At 45.1% G+C, this 18,556-nt stretch carries 22 protein-coding genes; 18 read left to right on the forward strand and 4 right to left on the reverse strand.

Features of this window, described 5'->3' with window-relative positions:
* Positions 1-22: 22 nt before the first annotated feature.
* From CBX98_RS23095 to CBX98_RS23120, 6 genes are all read left to right on the forward strand, one after another.
* Complete coding sequence (locus CBX98_RS23095; RefSeq protein ID WP_005393827.1) at positions 23-1,246, forward strand: EAL and HDOD domain-containing protein; 1,224 nt, start codon at positions 23-25, stop codon at positions 1,244-1,246.
* Between the two features lie 155 nt (positions 1,247-1,401).
* Positions 1,402-1,737: a metalloregulator ArsR/SmtB family transcription factor gene (locus tag CBX98_RS23100; protein ID WP_005393826.1), complete on the forward strand. Its 336-nt coding sequence runs from the start codon at positions 1,402-1,404 to the stop codon at positions 1,735-1,737.
* A 42-nt stretch (positions 1,738-1,779) separates the two neighbouring features.
* Positions 1,780-2,781 carry an ArsJ-associated glyceraldehyde-3-phosphate dehydrogenase gene (locus CBX98_RS23105; RefSeq protein WP_109170344.1) on the forward strand — a complete coding sequence of 334 codons (1,002 nt, stop codon included), beginning with the start codon at positions 1,780-1,782 and terminating at the stop codon, positions 2,779-2,781.
* A 12-nt stretch (positions 2,782-2,793) separates the two neighbouring features.
* Positions 2,794-3,288 carry a cyclin-dependent kinase inhibitor 3 family protein gene (locus tag CBX98_RS23110; RefSeq protein WP_046874388.1) on the forward strand — a complete coding sequence of 165 codons (495 nt, stop codon included), beginning with the start codon at positions 2,794-2,796 and terminating at the stop codon, positions 3,286-3,288.
* Positions 3,289-3,545: 257 nt separating this feature from the next.
* Entirely contained in the window at positions 3,546-4,763 is a 1,218-nt protein-coding gene (arsJ, locus tag CBX98_RS23115) for an organoarsenical effux MFS transporter ArsJ (protein ID WP_109170345.1), read from the forward strand.
* 275 nt (positions 4,764-5,038) lie between these two features.
* Complete coding sequence (locus tag CBX98_RS23120; RefSeq protein ID WP_005393819.1) at positions 5,039-6,052, forward strand: acyltransferase family protein; 1,014 nt, start codon at positions 5,039-5,041, stop codon at positions 6,050-6,052.
* Here the strand turns inward: CBX98_RS23120 and CBX98_RS23125 are convergent.
* The gene (locus CBX98_RS23125) at positions 6,049-6,378 is read right to left on the reverse strand and encodes a DUF2500 domain-containing protein (protein ID WP_012841295.1); all 330 of its coding nucleotides are present in this window, start codon (positions 6,376-6,378) and stop codon (positions 6,049-6,051) included. The two genes, CBX98_RS23120 and CBX98_RS23125, sit on opposite strands and share 4 nt — an antisense overlap.
* A gap of 328 nt (positions 6,379-6,706) precedes the next feature.
* Between CBX98_RS23125 and CBX98_RS23130 the strand changes: the two genes are divergently transcribed.
* The 4 genes from CBX98_RS23130 (at position 6,707) to CBX98_RS23155 (ending at position 9,761) form a co-directional block, all read left to right on the forward strand.
* Complete coding sequence (locus CBX98_RS23130; RefSeq protein ID WP_005393815.1) at positions 6,707-7,075, forward strand: hypothetical protein; 369 nt, start codon at positions 6,707-6,709, stop codon at positions 7,073-7,075.
* Between the two features lie 1,082 nt (positions 7,076-8,157).
* A complete protein-coding gene (locus CBX98_RS23145; protein ID WP_005393811.1) occupies positions 8,158-8,778 on the forward strand; it encodes a lysoplasmalogenase in 621 nt (206 codons plus the stop codon).
* Positions 8,779-8,847: 69 nt separating this feature from the next.
* Positions 8,848-9,069 carry a YecH family metal-binding protein gene (locus tag CBX98_RS23150; protein ID WP_172606017.1) on the forward strand — a complete coding sequence of 74 codons (222 nt, stop codon included), beginning with the start codon at positions 8,848-8,850 and terminating at the stop codon, positions 9,067-9,069.
* A gap of 107 nt (positions 9,070-9,176) precedes the next feature.
* Positions 9,177-9,761, forward strand: coding sequence for a YhgN family NAAT transporter (locus CBX98_RS23155; protein ID WP_109170347.1), 585 nt, complete (start codon positions 9,177-9,179; stop codon positions 9,759-9,761).
* Between the two features lie 57 nt (positions 9,762-9,818).
* Here the strand turns inward: CBX98_RS23155 and CBX98_RS23160 are convergent, their stop codons facing one another.
* On the reverse strand, positions 9,819-10,085 hold the full coding sequence (locus CBX98_RS23160) for a DUF1145 domain-containing protein (RefSeq protein ID WP_005393805.1): 267 nt from the start codon (positions 10,083-10,085) through the stop codon (positions 9,819-9,821).
* A gap of 25 nt (positions 10,086-10,110) precedes the next feature.
* Positions 10,111-10,710 carry a 16S rRNA (guanine(966)-N(2))-methyltransferase RsmD gene (gene rsmD / locus CBX98_RS23165; protein ID WP_012841297.1) on the reverse strand — a complete coding sequence of 200 codons (600 nt, stop codon included), beginning with the start codon at positions 10,708-10,710 and terminating at the stop codon, positions 10,111-10,113.
* 230 nt (positions 10,711-10,940) lie between these two features.
* On the opposite strand from rsmD, the gene ftsY reads away from it, so the two are divergent.
* From ftsY to glpG, 6 genes are all read left to right on the forward strand, one after another.
* Positions 10,941-12,167 (forward strand): signal recognition particle-docking protein FtsY, encoded by a 1,227-nt coding sequence (gene ftsY, locus CBX98_RS23170; RefSeq protein ID WP_109170348.1) that lies wholly within the window; start codon positions 10,941-10,943, stop codon positions 12,165-12,167.
* Positions 12,168-12,189: 22 nt separating this feature from the next.
* Positions 12,190-12,864, forward strand: coding sequence for a cell division ATP-binding protein FtsE (gene ftsE, locus CBX98_RS23175; RefSeq protein ID WP_005393800.1), 675 nt, complete (start codon positions 12,190-12,192; stop codon positions 12,862-12,864).
* Positions 12,854-13,822 carry a permease-like cell division protein FtsX gene (gene ftsX, locus CBX98_RS23180; RefSeq protein WP_005393793.1) on the forward strand — a complete coding sequence of 323 codons (969 nt, stop codon included), beginning with the start codon at positions 12,854-12,856 and terminating at the stop codon, positions 13,820-13,822. The genes ftsE and ftsX overlap by 11 nt, the downstream gene beginning before the upstream one ends.
* A gap of 177 nt (positions 13,823-13,999) precedes the next feature.
* A complete protein-coding gene (gene rpoH, locus CBX98_RS23185; RefSeq protein WP_005378693.1) occupies positions 14,000-14,857 on the forward strand; it encodes an RNA polymerase sigma factor RpoH in 858 nt (285 codons plus the stop codon).
* A gap of 493 nt (positions 14,858-15,350) precedes the next feature.
* Positions 15,351-15,671, forward strand: coding sequence for a thiosulfate sulfurtransferase GlpE (gene glpE / locus CBX98_RS23195; RefSeq protein WP_005378691.1), 321 nt, complete (start codon positions 15,351-15,353; stop codon positions 15,669-15,671).
* The gene (glpG, locus tag CBX98_RS23200; protein ID WP_047010236.1) at positions 15,671-16,513 is read left to right on the forward strand and encodes a rhomboid family intramembrane serine protease GlpG; all 843 of its coding nucleotides are present in this window, start codon (positions 15,671-15,673) and stop codon (positions 16,511-16,513) included. Before glpE ends, glpG begins: the two co-directional genes overlap by 1 nt.
* A gap of 58 nt (positions 16,514-16,571) precedes the next feature.
* On the opposite strand, the gene CBX98_RS23205 is transcribed toward glpG, so the two are convergent.
* A complete protein-coding gene (locus tag CBX98_RS23205; protein ID WP_046874381.1) occupies positions 16,572-16,982 on the reverse strand; it encodes a flagellar basal body-associated protein FliL in 411 nt (136 codons plus the stop codon).
* Between the two features lie 161 nt (positions 16,983-17,143).
* Between CBX98_RS23205 and CBX98_RS23210 the strand changes: the two genes are divergently transcribed.
* Entirely contained in the window at positions 17,144-17,683 is a 540-nt protein-coding gene (locus CBX98_RS23210) for a chorismate lyase (RefSeq protein ID WP_080955994.1), read from the forward strand.
* On the forward strand, positions 17,684-18,538 hold the full coding sequence (gene ubiA, locus CBX98_RS23215) for a 4-hydroxybenzoate octaprenyltransferase (protein ID WP_005393780.1): 855 nt from the start codon (positions 17,684-17,686) through the stop codon (positions 18,536-18,538).
* The last annotated feature ends 18 nt before the right edge of the window (positions 18,539-18,556 follow it).

Consider the following 18,556-nt stretch of genomic DNA (forward strand, 5'->3'; position numbering starts at 1 on the left):
ATTTAATAGGTCCTTCTTTAGCATGAATACAACGTATGTTGCTCGCCAGCCGATCTTTAACCGCAAAAGACAGACGCTGGGTTATGAATTGTTGTTTCGAGATGGGGAGAGTAACGCATACCCTTCGCATATTGAGTCAAACCGAGCAACATACCGATTAATTGTCGAGAATTTCCTATCACTGGGCACTAACCCAGTGATTGCTTCTTCGCGATGCTTTATTAATTTTCCTCATCAAAGCTTGGTGCGCCGCTTACCGCGCAGCTTGCCAAAAAACAAAATCGTCGTCGAAGTCCTGGAAACTTGCCAGCCGACCGATGATCTTCTCGATGCGATTCGCGAGTTGTATCGAGAAGGTTATTTGATCGCGCTGGATGATTTCACCTTAACGCCGGAGTGGCGTCGCTTCTTACCTTACGTGCACATCGTTAAACTCGATATCATGGCAATGGGGCTGGAAAAAGCGTGTGCGTTGGTCAAAGCTCACCTTGCTAAACGCGTCAAGTACCACTTTTTGGCGGAACGTGTTGAAACCGCAGAAGAGTTTGAGCAAGCCAAAGCGGCTGGCTTTAAGTTTTTCCAAGGCTACTTTTTTAGTAAGCCATTAGTTTCGCAAACAAAATACGTGAGCCCTGAGCAAGTGTTAGCGCTACAGCTTTTTCGTGAAGTCTGCTCACCAGAGCCAGACTTTACTCGTATTGAAACCATCATTACGCAAGATGTCGCGTTGTCGTACAAATTATTGCGCTTTGTAAATACGCAAGCGCCAAACCTCGCTGTCGAAATCAGCTCGTTTCGTCAGGCCTTGATCTACCTTGGTCAGGATAATCTTAAGCAGTTTGTCTCCTTGGTCGTGGCGTCGTATATCTCTAGTAACAAGCCTCGAGAGCTGTATCACCTTTCATTACAACGAGCGCAGTTCTGCCAATTAATGTCGCGTTATCAGCCATTTTCCCACCTCAACGAACAAGGGTTTATGGTCGGTTTATTATCGATTTTAGATGCGATGCTCGATTTGTCGGTGGAATCTTTAGTCAAGCAATTGCCACTTAGCGAATCCGTACAACAAGCCTTATTACATCGCAAGGGAGTTTATGGTGCGCTGATTTCTCTCGAAGAGTGTTACGAGCGTGCCGACTGGTCAGGCGTTGAAAAAATCACGACGCAGTTGGGATTGTCTTTGGAAGAGGTCAAGCTTTCGTTAGGCGAAGCGGTTCGCTGGAGTCAAAACGTCGCAACTGCGTAAATTTCTGCCGTATCTTTATTCTCTCTAACCGTTCTTCTCTCAATCTTTATTGGCTGTTTCGATGTGAAACTTTTATGACGATGATGGGATCACTCTTGACGACATTTCAGAGTTAAATAAATATATACGCATATCCATATATAGGTATGTTTATTATGCTTCCACATCAGTTTTTCAAGCTGTTATCTGATGAAACGCGCGTACGTTGTTTAATGCTGGTGGCCCGTGAAGGCGAAACTTGCGTGGGTGATTTGGCGTTTGCGTTGCAAGAGAGTCAGCCGAAAGTTTCTCGTCATCTTGCTCAGTTACGCTCCAGTGGCATCTTGGTGGATAAACGCCGAGGGCAATGGGTGTACTACGAGTTATCGCAGCAACTACCAGGTTGGATGCGTAAGCTGATTGAAGACTTAGTGGCATCAAACTGTTTGAAGCAAGAGTACCAAGACGACATCACACGCTTGCACGATAAAAGTCGTGAGGCTTGCTGTTAATAGCAAACAGAGATTCAAGGTAGAAGATTAAAGGGTAAAACTATGACAATTAAAGTAGGCATTAATGGCTTTGGCCGAATTGGTCGTTTAGCACTGCGAGCGGCATTCGACTGGCCAGAGTTAGAGTTTGTGCAAATCAACGATGTCGCAGGTGATGCAGCGACGCTTGGCCACTTATTAGAGTTCGATTCAGTGCAAGGTCGTTGGCACCATGAAGTGCAGGTTGAGGGCAATGAAATCGTCATCAATGGCAAGCGCATCGCCACGACTCAGCAACGTGATATCGACGCTGTGAACTGGTCTGGCTGCGATGTTGTGATTGAAGCGACAGGTGTACACCGCAAAACCTCGTACCTAGACCAATACCTCGATCAAGGTGTGAAGCGCGTGGTGGTGAGTGCACCAGTGAAAGAAGAAGGTATTGCGAACATTGTAGTTGGTGTGAATGACCACATCTTCGATCCTGAAAAACATCGTATCGTGACAGCCGCTTCGTGCACAACAAACTGTATAGCGCCTGTGGTGAAAGTTATTCATGAGAAGTTGGGCATTGAGCAATCCTCTTTCACGACAATTCACGATTTGACCAATACGCAAACCATTTTGGATGCGCCACATAAAGACCTGCGTCGTGCTCGTGCGTGCGGCATGAGTCTTATCCCGACCACTACCGGCAGTGCGACAGCAATTGTGGAAATTTTCCCAGATTTAAAAGGCAAGATTAACGGCCACGCGGTACGTGTACCATTGGCGAATGCGTCATTGACCGACATCATCTTCGATGTAAAACGCGATACCACAGCAGAAGAAGTGAATGCTTTGCTGAAAGAGGCGTCGGAAGGGGAGCTAAAAGGCATTCTTGGCTTTGAGGAACGTCCGTTAGTGTCGATCGATTACAAAGGCGACCAACGCTCAACCATCGTTGATGCACAATCCACCATGGTGGTTGGCTCACGAATGGTGAAGATTTACGCCTGGTACGACAATGAAATGGGTTACGCAACGCGCACCGCAGAATTGGTTCGTAACGTTGGTCTGGCATAACAGGAGCTCACAATGTCTCATCCTACATGGCAATTAGATTTGGACTCTGGTGCATTAGTCCTAACACCGTGCCCGGGTACCAAAGGCGTCGAGTTGAAAGCGTCGTTGGAACAGTTGAAGGAGCAGGGGGTTCAAGCGGTCGTTACTGCATTGGACGATAGCGAGTTAGCAGCGAAAGACGTTGCGGCTTTGGGTGACACCACTCAGCAACTGGGCATGAAATGGTTCCAGATCGAGATTGAAGATGACTGCGCACCAAGTGAAGAATTTGCGGCGAAGTGGCACCAAGCCAGTCCGGAACTGCATGCGATTCTTGCTCAAGGTGGCAAAGTCGCGATGCACTGCATGGGCGGCTCGGGTCGCACAGGTTTGTTTGCGGCTCACTTGCTGCTAGAGAAGAAATGGCAGTTAGAAGATATCGTGCGAGAAGTGCAGGCTCTTCGCCCTGGTGCGTTTACAAAACCGGTGCAGCTTGAGTACATCGAACGCGTGGCGCAAGACGCTTGATCAGCTTAAATAGCTTTTGGAACATCATGATCCAAAAGCTATGTTCCAGTTTATATAATGGAAAATAGGTCAGCAGTAAAACTAAAAAGTTCAATTTAAGTTTTTGTTTTTTATTGGTTATCTTTGTCCATTTGTAAATTTCGGTGTGTTTGTTAATTCGAACTAAGGTTGTATCGCCTTATGGTTGGTGTACATGTTAATAAGCATTTGGCACATGATGATCTAAATGCTTCTATCGCTGTACATAAGAGGTCAATATGATTTCTCAATTGAGCAAAAGTATTCGTCAGCACATGTTAGTGACGTTTAACTATTGGAACTTTACCGTGACCGACGGAGCGCTGCGTATGCTGGTGGTGCTCTATTTTCACGACTTGGGTTATTCCACGTTAGCTATTGCCTCACTGTTCCTTTTCTATGAATTTTTTGGTGTGGTGACCAATTTGATTGGTGGTTGGTTGGGCGCAAGGTTAGGCCTGAACAAAACCATGAATATTGGTTTAGCGATGCAAGTGTTTGCGTTGTTGATGCTGGCAGTACCCAACGCATGGCTGACGATTCCTTGGGTGATGGCGGCGCAAGCTTTGTCGGGGATTGCCAAAGACCTCAACAAGATGAGTGCTAAGAGTGCGATTAAAACGCTAGTGCCAGACGAGCAGCAAGGCGCGCTTTACAAATGGGTGGCCATTTTGACGGGCTCGAAGAACGCGCTCAAAGGAGCGGGTTTCTTTGTCGGTGGCTTGTTGTTGTCTTGGGTGGGTTTCCAAAACTCGATGTTTATTATGGCGAGTGTGCTTGCATTGGTGTTTGTTTGCAGCATGATCTGGCTAGAAGCTGACATGGGTAAAGCAAAGAGCAAACCTAAGTTTCGCCAAATTTTCTCCAAATCCGAATCTATAAATATTTTATCTGCGGCACGTATGTTCTTGTTTGGGGCACGTGATGTGTGGTTTGTGGTCGCTCTGCCTATTTATCTCGGCAGCGTGTTTGGTTGGGATCACTTGTGGGTCGGTGGCTTTTTAGCCGCATGGGTCATTGCTTATGGGTTTGTGCAAGGCTTTGCGCCGCGTATTACTGGTAAAGCGCAAGGTCGCGTGCCTGATGGTAGTGCAGCATTAGTATGGGCAGGAATTCTTGCGTTAATTACGGGCGGTATTGCTTATGGTGTGCAAATCGGTTGGCAGCCTGAGTTGGTGATTGTTGTGGGGTTAATGATTTTTGGCGCTGTGTTTGCCATTAACTCTTCACTTCATTCGTATCTGATTGTGAGCTATGCCAAAGGCGATGGTGTGTCTCTCGATGTTGGCTTCTATTACATGGCCAATGCGATGGGACGTTTGATTGGCACGGTATTATCGGGTTGGATCTACCAAGAGGCTGGTCTTGCGGCGTGCTTATGGGTCTCCTTTGCTTTCTTGGCGCTGACGACGTTGATTTCGATTAAGTTGCCAAAAGCTAACGTTGCTACTGCGTAACTATTCCCAGTATTGCTATCTGTAGATGGTATAAATGGCTCCAAATCGGAGCCATTTTTGTTTCTTATGCGCCGTTGATGTAATCAAACTGTGTGGGTTTGGCATCGAGAGTGAATGCTGATGTTTGGTTCTCGTTAATTGATTAGAGTGGTGATGAAATCCCCGTTGTAGGTCATTGTTGCGTTAAAAATAAGCAAAAACAGATTGTTAACCATTTCACTGGCTGAGATTTACCCTATGCTATAAACGATAAGCGACTCAAAGTAGGGAAAGGTATGAGAGAAAGGGTTCTGTTTTTTGATTTATTGCGCTGCTTTGCTGCGGTGGCAGTGATCGCCATTCACGTCTTGGCCCCTTATCGAAATGAGTTAGGAGTGATCCCGTTTGACCAATGGTTGACGGCGGTAGGCGTTAATAGCGTTACCCGCTGGGCGGTGCCAGTTTTCATTCTGATCACCGGAGCGTTGATGCTCAGTGACACTCGACCATTTGACGGTAAGTATTATATCAAAAGGCGTTTAGGCAAAGTCTTAGTCCCATTTCTTATTTGGTCGATGTTTTATGCATACCTCTCTGGCTGGACGGCTCAAGGGTTTGACTTTGAAACCGTAAAAGAGGTATTGAGCAATAGCCCATTCCACGCGACGTATTACCACCTAGGGTTCTTCTATTACTTTATACCGCTGTATTTTGTGATTCCGTTGTTCCAATGGATGGTACGCAACGTTGATGACAATGTATTGTATACCTATCTCGCATTTTGGCTTTTCACCAGCACGCTGTTTTTGTTCAAGATTGATGGTCCGTGGAGTAACCAAATGTGGCTCTACATGGGTTACCTTCCTCTGGGTTATGTTCTATTTCAAAAAGTGCCTTTGAACCGCTCTATGGTGACCTTATTTACAGGGTTTGGCCTCGTCGCGTTGGCTGTGACATTTACTATGGTCGTGACGAACAGTTTAGAGGCGGAGAAGTACACGGTTGGACGCTGGCTTTCTTACAAAACACTGAATGTCATTCTAGCGGCTTCGATGATTTTCATGATCGGTCGTTACTTTGGGGAAGGCTTGTCACCAAAAGTACAAAAAGTGGTGAGTGTGATCAGTCAGCACAGCTTGGGGATTTACTTACTTCACCCAATTTTCTTATGGCCGATGAAAGCGTTTGGTTGGTACACCGGACATCCCGCATGGGTGATTCCAGTCTGGATCATTATCAGTGGAGCTGGAGCCTTGGCGATGAGCTATCTCTTTTCTCGCTCTGCCAAGACTCGTTGGTTACTGCCTTAACGTTTGATGGCGAAGTGAAGGAATTTGTTACCACGATAGGTTAGCGTTCCTTTATCTCCAGGGTTGAGTGCATGGTAGTAGTGCACTCCAATTTGGAACTCTCGTTTAGGGCCAATAGAACCGCGTTGGACATAAATCCAATATTCTTGGTCGTCTTGGCCTGGTGGTGCATCTGGGACGTCGATAGCTTGCTTATCTAAAATAGTTACCTGTGCACTTTGTTCTGGAGCGTCTTCGCCCACATAGTGCTTGCTATAGAAACGAAAAAATACCCATGCGCCCAAAGCAATAAGGGCGAACAGGGCGACAATAAGTGAGATTGGCATGTTAACCTCCGATGTTTCATTGAGCTCTATTCTACAGAACTCACTGATGAAACGATGAGTTGAGATAACTTATTCATAATCTAATGAAAGGGACATGAATTTTATTCGGCGCACTTCACGGTTTACCTCAATGGGCGCGCGATGAAATCGTTGCTTCATCTGCAAGCTACGTCACTAAAGCTGAACTAAGCAGCTTTCACTTGTCTGGCTATATGCGCTCAAGGGCACAAATTGAAAGTAAAATTGCACTTAACGGCTCGAAAAAGCTCTAAATTTATAGAAGAATAAAAATAACGAACACGGGAAGGGTCTGGTAAGGAGGGTTACGATGTCAGATATTGAAAAAGTAGTCATGCGTACCCGAACGATCGAAAAACTTTTGCGTACTCAGTACCATGCAGAAGGGAAAGGGTTACACCAACTTATTAATAGTTGTGAAGAACGTTTACCACATGACGTGATAGCGAAGCTTCGTTTTATCGCTACTGTGCGTAATAAAGTGGTTCACGAAGACGATTATAAGCTGGATGATCGGAAAGGCTTTATGGCGGCATGTGACGCTTGTGAAAAAGAGCTAACGCCAAGAAGCTCTCGTTTTATTTGGCGTGCAGCAATTTTGCTAATGACGTTGATTACGCTCGCCGCTCTTGGTTTCTACTATATGCATTGGGATATCTTGTCCAAACACATACAGTAGAAAAATACAGATAAATAAAAAAGGACGCATTTGCGTCCTTTTTTATTTTTAATCAGTAGGTTAGTACATCATTGGCAGTGTCATTAAACCCACAACCACTGCAATCATTACCAGCCCTTGTTTTTGAGAAGATGAAATCATAACACTACCCCTTAATCTTTGATGAACTCGATGAATTTAATATAGCACTGTTTTTGGGGTTTGATCAACATATGCTCGATAATCTTTTCAAAAAATACACTTAACTTGTCTTTTTTTACGTGTTTTTGACTAATGAAACTGTGTTTTTTGTGTTGTATTTAAAATGCTCGCATTGTGTGATTGTTGTTCGTATTTTGTTTAAGTGTATGATTTTAAAGTGTCAATCTTGGTTTGTTGTTGGCTTGGAAATTGTTTTTTGTTTCGGTTGGTATGTTGATTGCCGATTTTGTCTGTGTTTCTCAAAAATTGAGAAAATAAAAAGATGTGCTATGGAGGTGCATCATTGAGTTGAGGTGTGGAAGGGGAATTTTCTTATCTAATGAGAAAATATGGGCTTAAAAAGTGTTTAGTGATTTGATGGTTTATGAAGTCGGTGTTTTCGATGGTTATTGAGAATGTGGCTTTATTTATCATTAGCTTACGTTCGTTATTTGATGTTTTTGTTATTGAGTTAAGTTTGATTTTTCATGTTGTTCTAATCTGTTCATCGGTGGTTTCTACTATCTTAGCTCGCTACCAAGACGATTTTCTGTTTTGTGTCTGTTATTTATTCTTGTTGCCTGTGATGTATACAGTCTGATGGTTTAGTCATCAGTTTTTGACGTGATGGGTTACCAAGGCCATTGGGCTGCTTTTTAGTTAAATGGCCTGACTAAGCGCGGGTTATTGTGCCGTGTGATTTGATGAACTTGGCTCATGGGATAGGGCTCTGCCCCATATTTATGGCCGTCATTAAGGCTCATCGACTTAATTGTTGTGCAGACTGAGGGTTACAAAATGTTTCGAATCGCTAGCGAGATCCAACTTTCGCAGATTGTGTCTTTACATCAAAACTGGTCTACCTAGACTAGCGGCGAGTTTAAGTAAAAGGTGTATACGGCATGTGGAGTTGGCTGGCGATAGGGCTATCAGGTGTGTATTCCGTGTTGGGAGCAAAACAAGCTAACCCGACACAATCCCTCGTGTTTAAAATCTTTACTCTGCTACTTCTTCTTGTGTTGGTGTTAACTCAAGGCGCATCCGCAACATATACCTACTGGATTGCGGGTGGGCTTATTGTGTCTATGGTGGCAGATACGCTGCACTCGTTTAAAACTCGCAAGCTAATTTACTTTGCTGCGTATTTGCTTGCTCAGGTGTGCTACAGCAAGTCATTTTGGGTACAGCTTAATGGTGAGATTGTCTGGTGGCTGTTGGCCCTACTGCTCGCAGCGAGTATCGTGGCGTTCTTTTTGTTGCTACCTCAACTCGACTCTCTGGTGTTTCCCGTTGTGATCATGGGGATGATGCTGGTTCAGCTTGCTTGGGCGGCGGGTGAAGTTTGGTTGCAGGCCCCGAGCTATGCCAATGCTATCGGTTTCAGCGGAACCCTAGTTTTGATCTATTCGGCGTTGGCGTATGCGATACACGGTTACCGAAAACCGATGAAACACGCCTATCTGTGGGTAAGTGGCAGCTACTTCTTTGCCCACGCCCTCATTGTTGCCTCTATCATTTACTAATTTAAGTCAAAGCAGCTCACGAAGATTTCAGTAAACTGGACGTATTGTTCTTGATGACTGGAGTCAATAATGAGTGAAATCCATGCCCACGAGCTGCTAAAGCTACTTCGAGAAACGCCAATGGATCGCGAAGCGCTGGCACAGCACTTTGGCAACACCGTTCGCTTTCACACCTGTAAACTGAATGATCTAGACTTAGATGCATTGCTAGCATTTTTGCTCAAGCGCGACAAAATCCGTGAGCTTGAAGGTAAGTTTGTGGTCAATATGGCGCGTGTCTGCAATCACTAAGCGGCGGCTATGATGCGAGGGTGAATATGCTGTTTTCGCCCTCAACCATGTACTCACGTTGTCAGTTTGCTATACACTGGCCGCCATTTTTTAGGTGAGGCCAGAATATGGACATTCTTTCTGCAGCGACCATGCTGTTTCTAATCATGGACCCTCTCGGTAATTTGCCGATTGTGTTGTCTATTCTCAAGCACATCGATCCTAAGCGTCGCCGTAAGGTATTGATTCGTGAACTACTGTTTGCCTTACTGATCTTGATGTTGTTTCTGTTTGCAGGACAAAGCATCTTAAGTTTTTTGCATGTCCAGCCAGAAACGCTCAGCATCTCAGGTGGCATTATTCTCTTCATTATCGCGATTAAGATGATCTTTCCGAGCGCTGGCAGTATCACTGGACTGGCGGCAGGGGAGGAGCCCTTTATTGTTCCGATGGCCATTCCTATGATCGCGGGCCCTTCAGTGATTGCAGCATTGCTTTTGCTATCTTCACAGCATCCAGAAAAAGTGTTGGAAATGTCCGCATCAGTTGTGATTGCGTGGGGCGCAACATTTTTTATTCTAATGTTTTATGGCTTCTTTAATCGTTTGTTGGGCGAGCGTGGTCTAAAAGCGGTAGAGCGTTTAATGGGCTTGTTGCTGGTGATGATCTCCACTCAAATGTTTTTGGATGGTGTTAAGAGTTATCTTGGGTGACGGAATAAACGCAATAAAAAAGCCGCTCTTGAGAGCGGCTTTTTAGTATTTGGGCGATTACATCATGTGTTTACGACGAATATCGAGCAGGGCAAAAATACCAAAGATCAGGATGGAATATTTTTCCCAACTGCTCATTTTAATTTTGTCGCCAAATGCGCCAATGAAGATGGCCATTTGTAAACCGTGCATGATGAACAAAAAAGCGGTCATGATGTACAGCGCAATCGCGGCATTACCGGGAAACGGCATAAAGATATTGAGGATCAATACTAACCAAACAAAGGCGATAGCCGCTTTGGCCAGCAGAATTAATGCTTTCATTTAAGTGTCCTTTTAAATCGAGGCGTTATGCGGAGGTACGTTCATACAGACGGTAACTCACTTGGCCTGCTGTTTTTTCTCGATGTAACTGCCAGTTTTCTGGTAAGTCGGCAATATTGAGTTCTTTTTCTGTTTCAATATAAATCATCGCGTCTTCCGCGAGCCAGCCATTTTGTTCTAGCAGAGCCACGGTTTCATCCAATAGTCCCTTACGAAACGGTGGGTCAATAAACACCACATGGTGCGCAGTACCCGGCTGTTTTAAAAAGCTCAGTGCGTCGGTATTCACTACTTGGATGTTGTTCGCGTTGAGAGACGCCACATTCTTCTGTAACTGTTGGAAAGCTTGTGGGTTCAGCTCGACCATGGTCACTTGCTCTGCTTGGCGCGAAGCCGACTCAAAGCCTAAGCCGCCGGAGCCGGCAAATAAGTCGAGACATTTTGCTTGCGGCACATCTTGAGCCAGCCAGTTAAATAGCGTTTCTTTGACGCGATCGGTCGTTGGGCGTAAGCCTTCAGCATCGTGTACAGGAAGTTTTCTGCCTCTCCATAAGCCACTAATAATGCGAACAAAGCCCGTTGTTGGCTTTTTTTGTGATGAGTTTTGCTGGCGACGTCTTACCATAGATTTTTTGACCGCTAATAAAGTGATACTATATCTAATCGCCCAAGCCGTGAGCTTGGAGCTTGGATACAGCCCAGAATATTCAAGATGACAGAGTGTAACACTAATAAGATTAGAATTACCTAATCGGAAAGTTTTCACAACTTTGTCATTAGCCTTTTTTAGACAGATAATAATCTTGTCAAAAAAGAGTCATTAATAGATAAAAGAACAATCTAGGATAGCCCCAGATGACGGAAAAAAAGAAGCGCGGATTACTTTCGTGGCTAGGTTTTGGTGACGAAGAACAAAGCCCAAAGCCAAAAACTGAAGAAACAGTAAAAGAAGAAGCAGTGGAAGCGCCTTCTGAAGAGCAGCAAACCGACGCGGCTGCTGAGCAAGCGGAAGCAACGCCAGAACTTGAAGAAGAATCGAAAAAAGCGGAGGCTGCAGAAGCAGAAGCAGAAGCAGAAGCAGAAGCAGAAGCAGAAGCAGAAGCAGAAGCAGAAGCAGAAGAGCCTGCTGCACCTCGCGTTCAAGAACAAGAAAAGCCAACAGAGAGCTTTTTTGCTCGCCTCAAACGCAGCCTAAGCCGCACAAAAGCAAACATCGGCGCTGGCTTCTTCGGTCTGTTCAGCGGTAAGAAAATCGATGAAGACTTGTTTGAAGAGCTAGAAGAGCAACTGCTTATTGCTGATGTGGGCATGAATACCACAACAAAAATTATCAACAACCTGACAGAAAAAGCCACACGTGGCGATCTGAAAGACGGCGAAGCCCTTTATGGTTTGTTGAAAGAAGAAATGGCTGAGATTCTTTCTAAAGTCGAGCAGCCACTAGAAATCGATAGCAACAAAACGCCTTACGTTATCTTAATGGTGGGTGTAAATGGCGTGGGTAAAACCACGACCATCGGTAAGCTTGCCAAGCAGTTCCAAACTCAAGGCAAAAAAGTGATGCTAGCGGCGGGCGATACCTTCCGTGCGGCGGCGGTTGAACAGCTACAGGTATGGGGTGAGCGTAACAACGTTCCTGTGATTGCCCAGCATACTGGTGCAGACAGTGCTTCTGTTATTTATGATGCGATTGAAGCGGCAAAAGCACGTGGTGTGGATGTTGTGATTGCCGATACCGCGGGTCGTTTACAGAACAAAGCGAACCTAATGGAAGAGCTGCGTAAGATTGTACGTGTGATGAAGAAAATTGATGACTCTGCACCACACGAGATCATGCTGACGCTAGACGCAGGTACAGGGCAAAATGCCATTAGCCAAGCGAAACTTTTCAGTGATGTTGCCCCTCTAACCGGGATTACCTTGACTAAGCTGGATGGTACAGCCAAGGGCGGCGTAATTTTCGCTATTGCTGACCAGTTTGGTATTCCAATTCGTTACATCGGTGTGGGTGAAGGTATCGAAGACTTGCGTCCATTTGAAACTCAAGAGTTTATTGACGCACTGTTTAGTCGTGAAGAATAAAAAGAGTTAGAGGAAATCAACGGTGATCAAATTTCAGCAAGTGAGCAAAGCTTACCGAGGTGGTCGACAAGCACTGCAAAAAGTCGATTTTCACCTGAGGCGCGGTGAAATGGCGTTTTTAGGCGGGCATTCCGGGGCTGGTAAAAGTACCTTGCTGAAATTGATTTGTGCGATAGAGCGCCCGACCGATGGAAAAATCCATTTTAATGGTCACGATATCACGCGCATTCCAAGCAAAGACATCCCTTTTTTGCGCCGCAATATTGGCATTGTTTTTCAAGACCATCGTCTATTGATGGATCGCAGCGTATACGACAATGTTGCTCTGCCGATGCGTATCGAATCGATTTCTGAAAACGAAATCAAACGCCGTGTTTCTGCGGCGTTAGATAAAACAGGCTTACTCGATAAAGCTCGTTGTCTACCTAGTCAACTCTCTGGTGGTGAGCAACAACGCGTCGGTATTGCCCGTGCTGTGGTCAATCGACCAACGTTGCTGGTGGCTGATGAGCCGACAGGTAACCTTGACCCAGAATTATCCAACCGTGTGTTGCGTCTATTCGAAGAGTTTAACCGTGCGGGCGTGACAATCTTACTTGCCACGCACGATGTGGGGTTAGTAAACACTCGCCCACAGTATCGTCATTTTGAATTGAACCAAGGCTTCCTAAGTGAGGTAGAAGACTATGGCAGGTAACAAGCACTCCCAAAAGAAGGGGAAAGGCCGCAGTGCCAAGCGTGCAAATACCGATGGTTTTTTCTCTGTCCACGCAAAACAAGCAAAATCCTCTTTTAGCGCCTTATGGCAACGACCACTAGGCAACATTCTGACCCTAGCGGTGATCTCCATGGCACTTGCCATGCCAGCTTGTTTGTATCTACTGGGCAAAAACGTCGCGGGTGCCGCGGAAGATGTGGCATCTCCCTCGCAAGTTAGTGCTTACTTAGTAGAAGGCATGCCGGATGCACGTGTGATGGTTCTCAAAGATCAAATTGAAACTTGGCCTTTGGTAAAAGAGGTGGAATATATTTCACCGCAACAAGGTCTATCTGATTTAAGCCAATATGCAGGATTCGATCAGGCTATCAGCCTTTTAAGTGGCTATGCGCTACCCGGTGTGTTGGTGATTACGCCAGCCTCGGAGCTAAAAAGTGATATTCAGTCATTAGCCAAAGACGTTCGAGAGCAACAAGACGTGACCGATGTGAGACTTGACGAAGACTGGCTGGCGCGTCTTGATGCGATCAAAACTCTCGCGAGTATTATTGTCATTACTCTGACAGTGTTGATGCTCGGTGCGGTATTTTTAATCGTTGGCAACACGTTGCGATTTAATGTGCTGGCGAATAAAGAAGAGATTCAAACCATGAAACTGATCGGTGCAACGGACAGTTTTATTCTGCGCCCTTATTTGTACACGGGGATGTGGTTTGGCGTATTAGGTGCCACCATCGCGTGGTTGGTAACGGCTTTAGTGACCATTGTTATGAATAGTGCGGTGGAAGATCTTGCTGCATTGTACGACAGCCAGTTTCGCCTGATTGGTCTAAGCTGGGATGAATCTTTGCTATTAATCATCATTGGTAGTCTTTTGGGATGCATTGCGGCGCGCTTTTCGGCGCAACGACATTTAAAAGAAATTGAACCAGTTTAAGTGATGAAGGTCTTACTACTTGGATTTTATTAGCACTAGCTAATCTGGATCCCTTGTTTAGACCGAATGTTTATGGATAATTGCTTCCCCTTCTTGAAACTTGTTCATTTTGAGTTCAAGATATCGAAGCTAAATTTGCAATGTAATGCTCCAGATCAGAGATTGATGAGGAATTGAATGACAAAAGAAGCGTATCCGATGGCTCTAGTCACGCAAGATAGCCTTGATAGCTATATTCGCTCAGTAAACAGCTACCCAATGCTGACTGCAGACGAAGAGCGTGAGCTGGCAGAACGATTACACTACAAAGGTGAGATTGAGGCTGCAAAAGGTCTAATTCTTTCGCACCTACGATTCGTTGTTCACGTTGCTCGTGGTTACTCTGGCTACGGTTTGCCAATGGCGGACCTTGTGCAAGAGGGTAACATCGGTCTAATGAAAGCCGTTAAGCGTTTTAACCCAGAAGTAGGGGTTCGCTTGGTGTCTTTTGCTGTCCACTGGATCAAAGCAGAGATCCACGAATACGTGCTACGTAACTGGCGTATCGTGAAAATTGCGACCACTAAAGCGCAACGTAAGTTGTTCTTCAATTTGCGTAAGTCGAAAAAGCGCTTGGGTTGGTTTAACAACGGTGAAGTCGAAACCGTTGCGCGTGAGTTAGGTGTTGAGCCTTCTGAAGTTCGCGAGATGGAATCACGCTTAGCGGCGGTGGATTCAACCTTTGATATGCCAACTGATGAAGACGACAGCTCAAACGCTTACACAGCGCCGATGCTGTACCTAGAAGACAAATCGTCTGATGTGGCTGACAACATCGAAGCTGCAAACTGGGAAATGCACACCAACAACCGCTTGGGTCATGCATTAGCGAGTTTGGATGAGCGTAGTCAGCGCATCGTGCGTTCTCGTTGGTTAGATGATGAGAAAGCAACATTGCAAGACTTAGCTGATGAGTTTGGTGTTTCTGCCGAGCGTATTCGTCAGCTAGAAAAAAACGCAATGAAGAAACTAAAATTGGCTGTGGGTGAATTTTAAGTTCTACTGCTAATTGAAAGTAAGATTTTCATAGAAAGCCGAGATCATGTGATCTCGGCTTTTTTATTGTCGATCGAAAATCGATAGCGTTTGCGATCCATATTTTATGTGCTACCTGTGTATAACTCTGTGAAGTAATTATTTATCAATTGTTCGAAACCCGGGCAAAATAAGGGATTCAAGCACTTTTTCATCTGGGGATAGTTATAGATATACACACAGTTAGATCAGGATCATCACTACATATTGTGGATCAAAAGATCCAAATACACTTTATCAACGCAATTCACAGCTTTATCCACAAATGGTTGGAATGTGTACACTTTTGAAAACCCTGATTATCCATGTGTCTAAGTTTGCCGTTGGATAGGTTACAATAGCGGCAGTATACCCAAGCAGCTTCAAATATGGATTTTATGCTGTACCACGGGTGCTGATTAGTACGTTAGGTTCGAGGTTGCTTGGGTATATTAATAAGACAATGAGAAAGTAAATGGATCAGTTTAAGCATATCGATGTACAAGGTGCGCAAGCGCTGCTCGAGCAGGGTGATGCGAAGCTTGTAGATATCCGTGACCCTCAATCGTTTGCCGTTGCGCATGCGGAGTCCGCGTATCATTTAACTAACGATACGATCGTTGCGTTTATGGATGAAGTGGAGTTCGAACAACCTATTCTAGTGATGTGTTACCACGGCATTAGTAGCCAAGGTGCGGCGCAATATTTGGTTAACCAAGGCTTTGAACAGGTGTACAGTGTGGATGGTGGCTTTGAAGCCTGGCATCGAGCAGAACTACCGATAGTGAGAAGTTAATGAAGAGATTGGTAACGTTAAATAATCCACGTATGGCGCAAGCCTTTATTGATTATATGGCCTCTCGCCAAATTGACATCGAAATGATGCCAGAAGGAGATGGGCAGTTTGCGCTGTGGCTGACTGATAGCCAGCATGAAATAGAAGCGGAAGCCGAACTTAAGCAGTTCCTTGCTAATCCGTCTGATTCAAAATACAGCGCCGCCTCGTGGGACGTTGCCGATACTCGTAAGAGCACATTTCATTATTCCAGCCCGAGTATCATGAGCATGGTCAAAGCGAAAGCTGGCCCCATAACTTTGCTGATCATGACAGTCTGTATCATCCTCTACTTGTTACAAATGTTTGGCTTTGGCAATGGCGTGTTTAAGTTGTTGCACTTCCCGGCTTTTGAGGGGCAACAATGGCAAGTGTGGCGATGGCTAAGTCATGCGTTACTGCACTTTTCAGTGACTCACATCGTGTTCAACTTACTATGGTGGTGGCAGTTGGGGGGCGACATCGAACGTCGTCTCGGTTCCGGTAAGCTATTGCAACTCTTTGTAGTATCAGCAGCGCTTTCTGGGGCTGGCCAATTCTATGTTGAAGGGGCAAACTTCGGTGGCTTGTCTGGCGTGGTCTATGCACTGCTTGGCTATTTGTGGATATTGGGTTACCGCTTGCCACATTTAGGCCTTACGCTACCCAAGCCAATCATCGTTTTTATGTTGGTATGGTTAGTTCTTGGTTTTGTGCAGCCGTTCATGGCGATTGCAAACACCGCTCACTTAGTGGGTTTACTATCGGGGATGGCGATTGCGCTGTTTGATTCAGGCAAGATGAAGTACCAACAGCAAGCCTAAATCTGAAATGAAAAGACCGCTCAAGAGCGGTCTTTTTTATGTTCAAAACGATTTGGGTTTATTGGTAAAGGTATTTTGTAAACAACAAATCGGCAATGATGGTTTTACCTGTTTCGGGCAAAAGTGTTTCGTTGAGGGTCGTCACTAAGGTTTTGCGCAGATCTTCTCGGCCAGAAAGGGACTTAATAGTATCTTCTGTTTGCTTACCCAGTAATTCAATTACTGCATCGCGAATCAAAGGTTGGTGATGCTCAACAATCGATAAATCTTGTTGGCTCATTACCATGATATCGATGCGCACTTGCACATAACCTAACTTTTTGCCTTTGGTGTAAAAGTTAGTCGTGAGATCAGGCTCAAGGGTAAAGTATGCCAACTTAGGTCCAGCTTCTTCCGTTTCAGCCCAACTTGGTGCGGCGAACAGTATGGTTAACGCAAAAATAATTTGGGCTATATAACGTTTGTACATATTTCTAACTTTTCTTTCTCTGGATCGCGATATTCGAATCGCTTCAGTCTTGATACAATGGGCCGTCTATAACAAATAACGGAACTTACGGTTACATACATTACTATGGACGGTAAGTTGTTGCTTTATTGTACGCATAAAGCCTCCAATTGAATACTAGTATGAATCAGCCAACATCACTCTATCTTGCTTCTTTATTGGAAGTAGAGTGGCAAAACCCCGACGAATTCGAATTTCCAAATGAATTTGCCAAGCACTGGCTTGAAGAGCAAGGGTCTTTGTCACGTCGTTTAAAGCAACACTGCCAAGCATTAACGGTAGAATTGCTACAAAATCAGATCGTCACTGCGGCGACGTTAAAACAGGACGAAAGCCAGTTATTGTCCGAACAAGATTGCTTACTGCGAGAGGTAATTTTGTGTGGTGACAATGATAACTGGGTTATCGGACGGACATTGATTCCTCGCTCAACCTTAGTTGATCAGCAGTATGATTTGGCTCAACAAGGGGATATCCCATTAGGACTAACAGTGTTCAGCGCAGACAACGTTGAGCGAGATTCTTTGCAAATGGGATGGGTAGCCGTACCAGAAGGACGTTTGTTAGCGCGACGCTCAAGGTTGTGGATGAATCACAAACCGATGCTGGTCGCCGAGTTATTCTTATCTAATTCACCAGTTTACGCTAAGGAGACAGTGTAAATGTCCGCAGAAAAAGCCAAAGCATATTGGCAACTGATGCGCATGGATCGCCCGATTGGTTCACTGTTACTGATGTGGCCAACGATTTGGGCGCTGATTATCTCAGCCCAAGGGATGCCGAGTTGGGATGTATTTATCGTGTTTGTATTGGGTGTATTCCTAATGCGTAGCGCGGGGTGCGTGATTAATGATTTTGCTGACCGCAAAGTCGACGGCCATGTAAAACGTACCAAACAACGCCCACTGCCATCAGGGAAAGTGACAGCAAAAGAAGCGATTGGATTATTTTTGGTTTTGGGTATCAGCTCATTCTTGTTAGTGCTGACCATGAACCCGTTGACGATTCAGCTATCCTTCGCTGGCATCGTGTTGGCGTTCATTTATCCATTTATGAAGCGTTATACTCATATTCCACAACTCTTTTTAGGCTTAGCTTTTAGCTGGGCAATTCCAATGGCGTGGGCTGCACAAACCGGGGAGCTACCACTGATAGTTTGGTTTGTGTTTCTGATTAACGCTTTATGGACCATTGCTTATGATACTCAGTATGCGATGGTCGATCGCGATGATGATTTAAAGATTGGCATTAAATCGACGGCAATTTTGTTTGGTCGTCATGACAAACTCATCATTGGGGTATTGCAACTGATTACGCTCGCGATGTTGGTTTGGTTAGGGCAGTTCTACCAATTGGGACAAAGTTACTACTGGACCCTTTTGATTGCAGCGTCGTTGTTTGTTTATCAGCAGCACTTAATTCGTCACCGTGAGCGGGAGTTGTGCTTTAAGGCTTTCCTCAACAACAACTATGTTGGCATGGTGATAGCGATAGGGTTATTGGTCGCATTTTGGTAAGCGAAGAAATAGAAAAAA

The sequence above is a fragment of the Vibrio sp. T9 genome (genome assembly GCF_003123985.1).
GTDB classification, from domain to species: domain Bacteria; phylum Pseudomonadota; class Gammaproteobacteria; order Enterobacterales; family Vibrionaceae; genus Vibrio; species Vibrio diabolicus.

What these genes read in the sequence shown, in the direction of transcription:
- glpG (WP_047010236.1), top strand. Translation starts at nt 15,671, where the DNA reads ATGAAGAGATTGGTAACGTTAAATAATCCACGTATGGCGCAAGCCTTT.
- CBX98_RS23105 (WP_109170344.1), top strand. Translation starts at nt 1,780, where the DNA reads ATGACAATTAAAGTAGGCATTAATGGCTTTGGCCGAATTGGTCGTTTA.
- CBX98_RS23160 (WP_005393805.1), bottom strand. Translation starts at nt 10,085, where the DNA reads ATGAAAGCATTAATTCTGCTGGCCAAAGCGGCTATCGCCTTTGTTTGG.
- CBX98_RS23100 (WP_005393826.1), top strand. Translation starts at nt 1,402, where the DNA reads ATGCTTCCACATCAGTTTTTCAAGCTGTTATCTGATGAAACGCGCGTA.
- ubiA (WP_005393780.1), top strand. Translation starts at nt 17,684, where the DNA reads ATGTCCGCAGAAAAAGCCAAAGCATATTGGCAACTGATGCGCATGGAT.
- glpE (WP_005378691.1), top strand. Translation starts at nt 15,351, where the DNA reads ATGGATCAGTTTAAGCATATCGATGTACAAGGTGCGCAAGCGCTGCTC.
- arsJ (WP_109170345.1), top strand. Translation starts at nt 3,546, where the DNA reads ATGATTTCTCAATTGAGCAAAAGTATTCGTCAGCACATGTTAGTGACG.
- rpoH (WP_005378693.1), top strand. Translation starts at nt 14,000, where the DNA reads ATGACAAAAGAAGCGTATCCGATGGCTCTAGTCACGCAAGATAGCCTT.
- CBX98_RS23150 (WP_172606017.1), top strand. Translation starts at nt 8,848, where the DNA reads ATGAGTGAAATCCATGCCCACGAGCTGCTAAAGCTACTTCGAGAAACG.
- ftsY (WP_109170348.1), top strand. Translation starts at nt 10,941, where the DNA reads ATGACGGAAAAAAAGAAGCGCGGATTACTTTCGTGGCTAGGTTTTGGT.
- CBX98_RS23120 (WP_005393819.1), top strand. Translation starts at nt 5,039, where the DNA reads ATGAGAGAAAGGGTTCTGTTTTTTGATTTATTGCGCTGCTTTGCTGCG.
- CBX98_RS23210 (WP_080955994.1), top strand. Translation starts at nt 17,144, where the DNA reads ATGAATCAGCCAACATCACTCTATCTTGCTTCTTTATTGGAAGTAGAG.
- CBX98_RS23095 (WP_005393827.1), top strand. Translation starts at nt 23, where the DNA reads ATGAATACAACGTATGTTGCTCGCCAGCCGATCTTTAACCGCAAAAGA.
- CBX98_RS23145 (WP_005393811.1), top strand. Translation starts at nt 8,158, where the DNA reads ATGTGGAGTTGGCTGGCGATAGGGCTATCAGGTGTGTATTCCGTGTTG.
- rsmD (WP_012841297.1), bottom strand. Translation starts at nt 10,710, where the DNA reads ATGGTAAGACGTCGCCAGCAAAACTCATCACAAAAAAAGCCAACAACG.
- CBX98_RS23110 (WP_046874388.1), top strand. Translation starts at nt 2,794, where the DNA reads ATGTCTCATCCTACATGGCAATTAGATTTGGACTCTGGTGCATTAGTC.
- CBX98_RS23155 (WP_109170347.1), top strand. Translation starts at nt 9,177, where the DNA reads ATGGACATTCTTTCTGCAGCGACCATGCTGTTTCTAATCATGGACCCT.
- ftsX (WP_005393793.1), top strand. Translation starts at nt 12,854, where the DNA reads ATGGCAGGTAACAAGCACTCCCAAAAGAAGGGGAAAGGCCGCAGTGCC.
- CBX98_RS23130 (WP_005393815.1), top strand. Translation starts at nt 6,707, where the DNA reads ATGTCAGATATTGAAAAAGTAGTCATGCGTACCCGAACGATCGAAAAA.
- CBX98_RS23205 (WP_046874381.1), bottom strand. Translation starts at nt 16,982, where the DNA reads ATGTACAAACGTTATATAGCCCAAATTATTTTTGCGTTAACCATACTG.
- CBX98_RS23125 (WP_012841295.1), bottom strand. Translation starts at nt 6,378, where the DNA reads ATGCCAATCTCACTTATTGTCGCCCTGTTCGCCCTTATTGCTTTGGGC.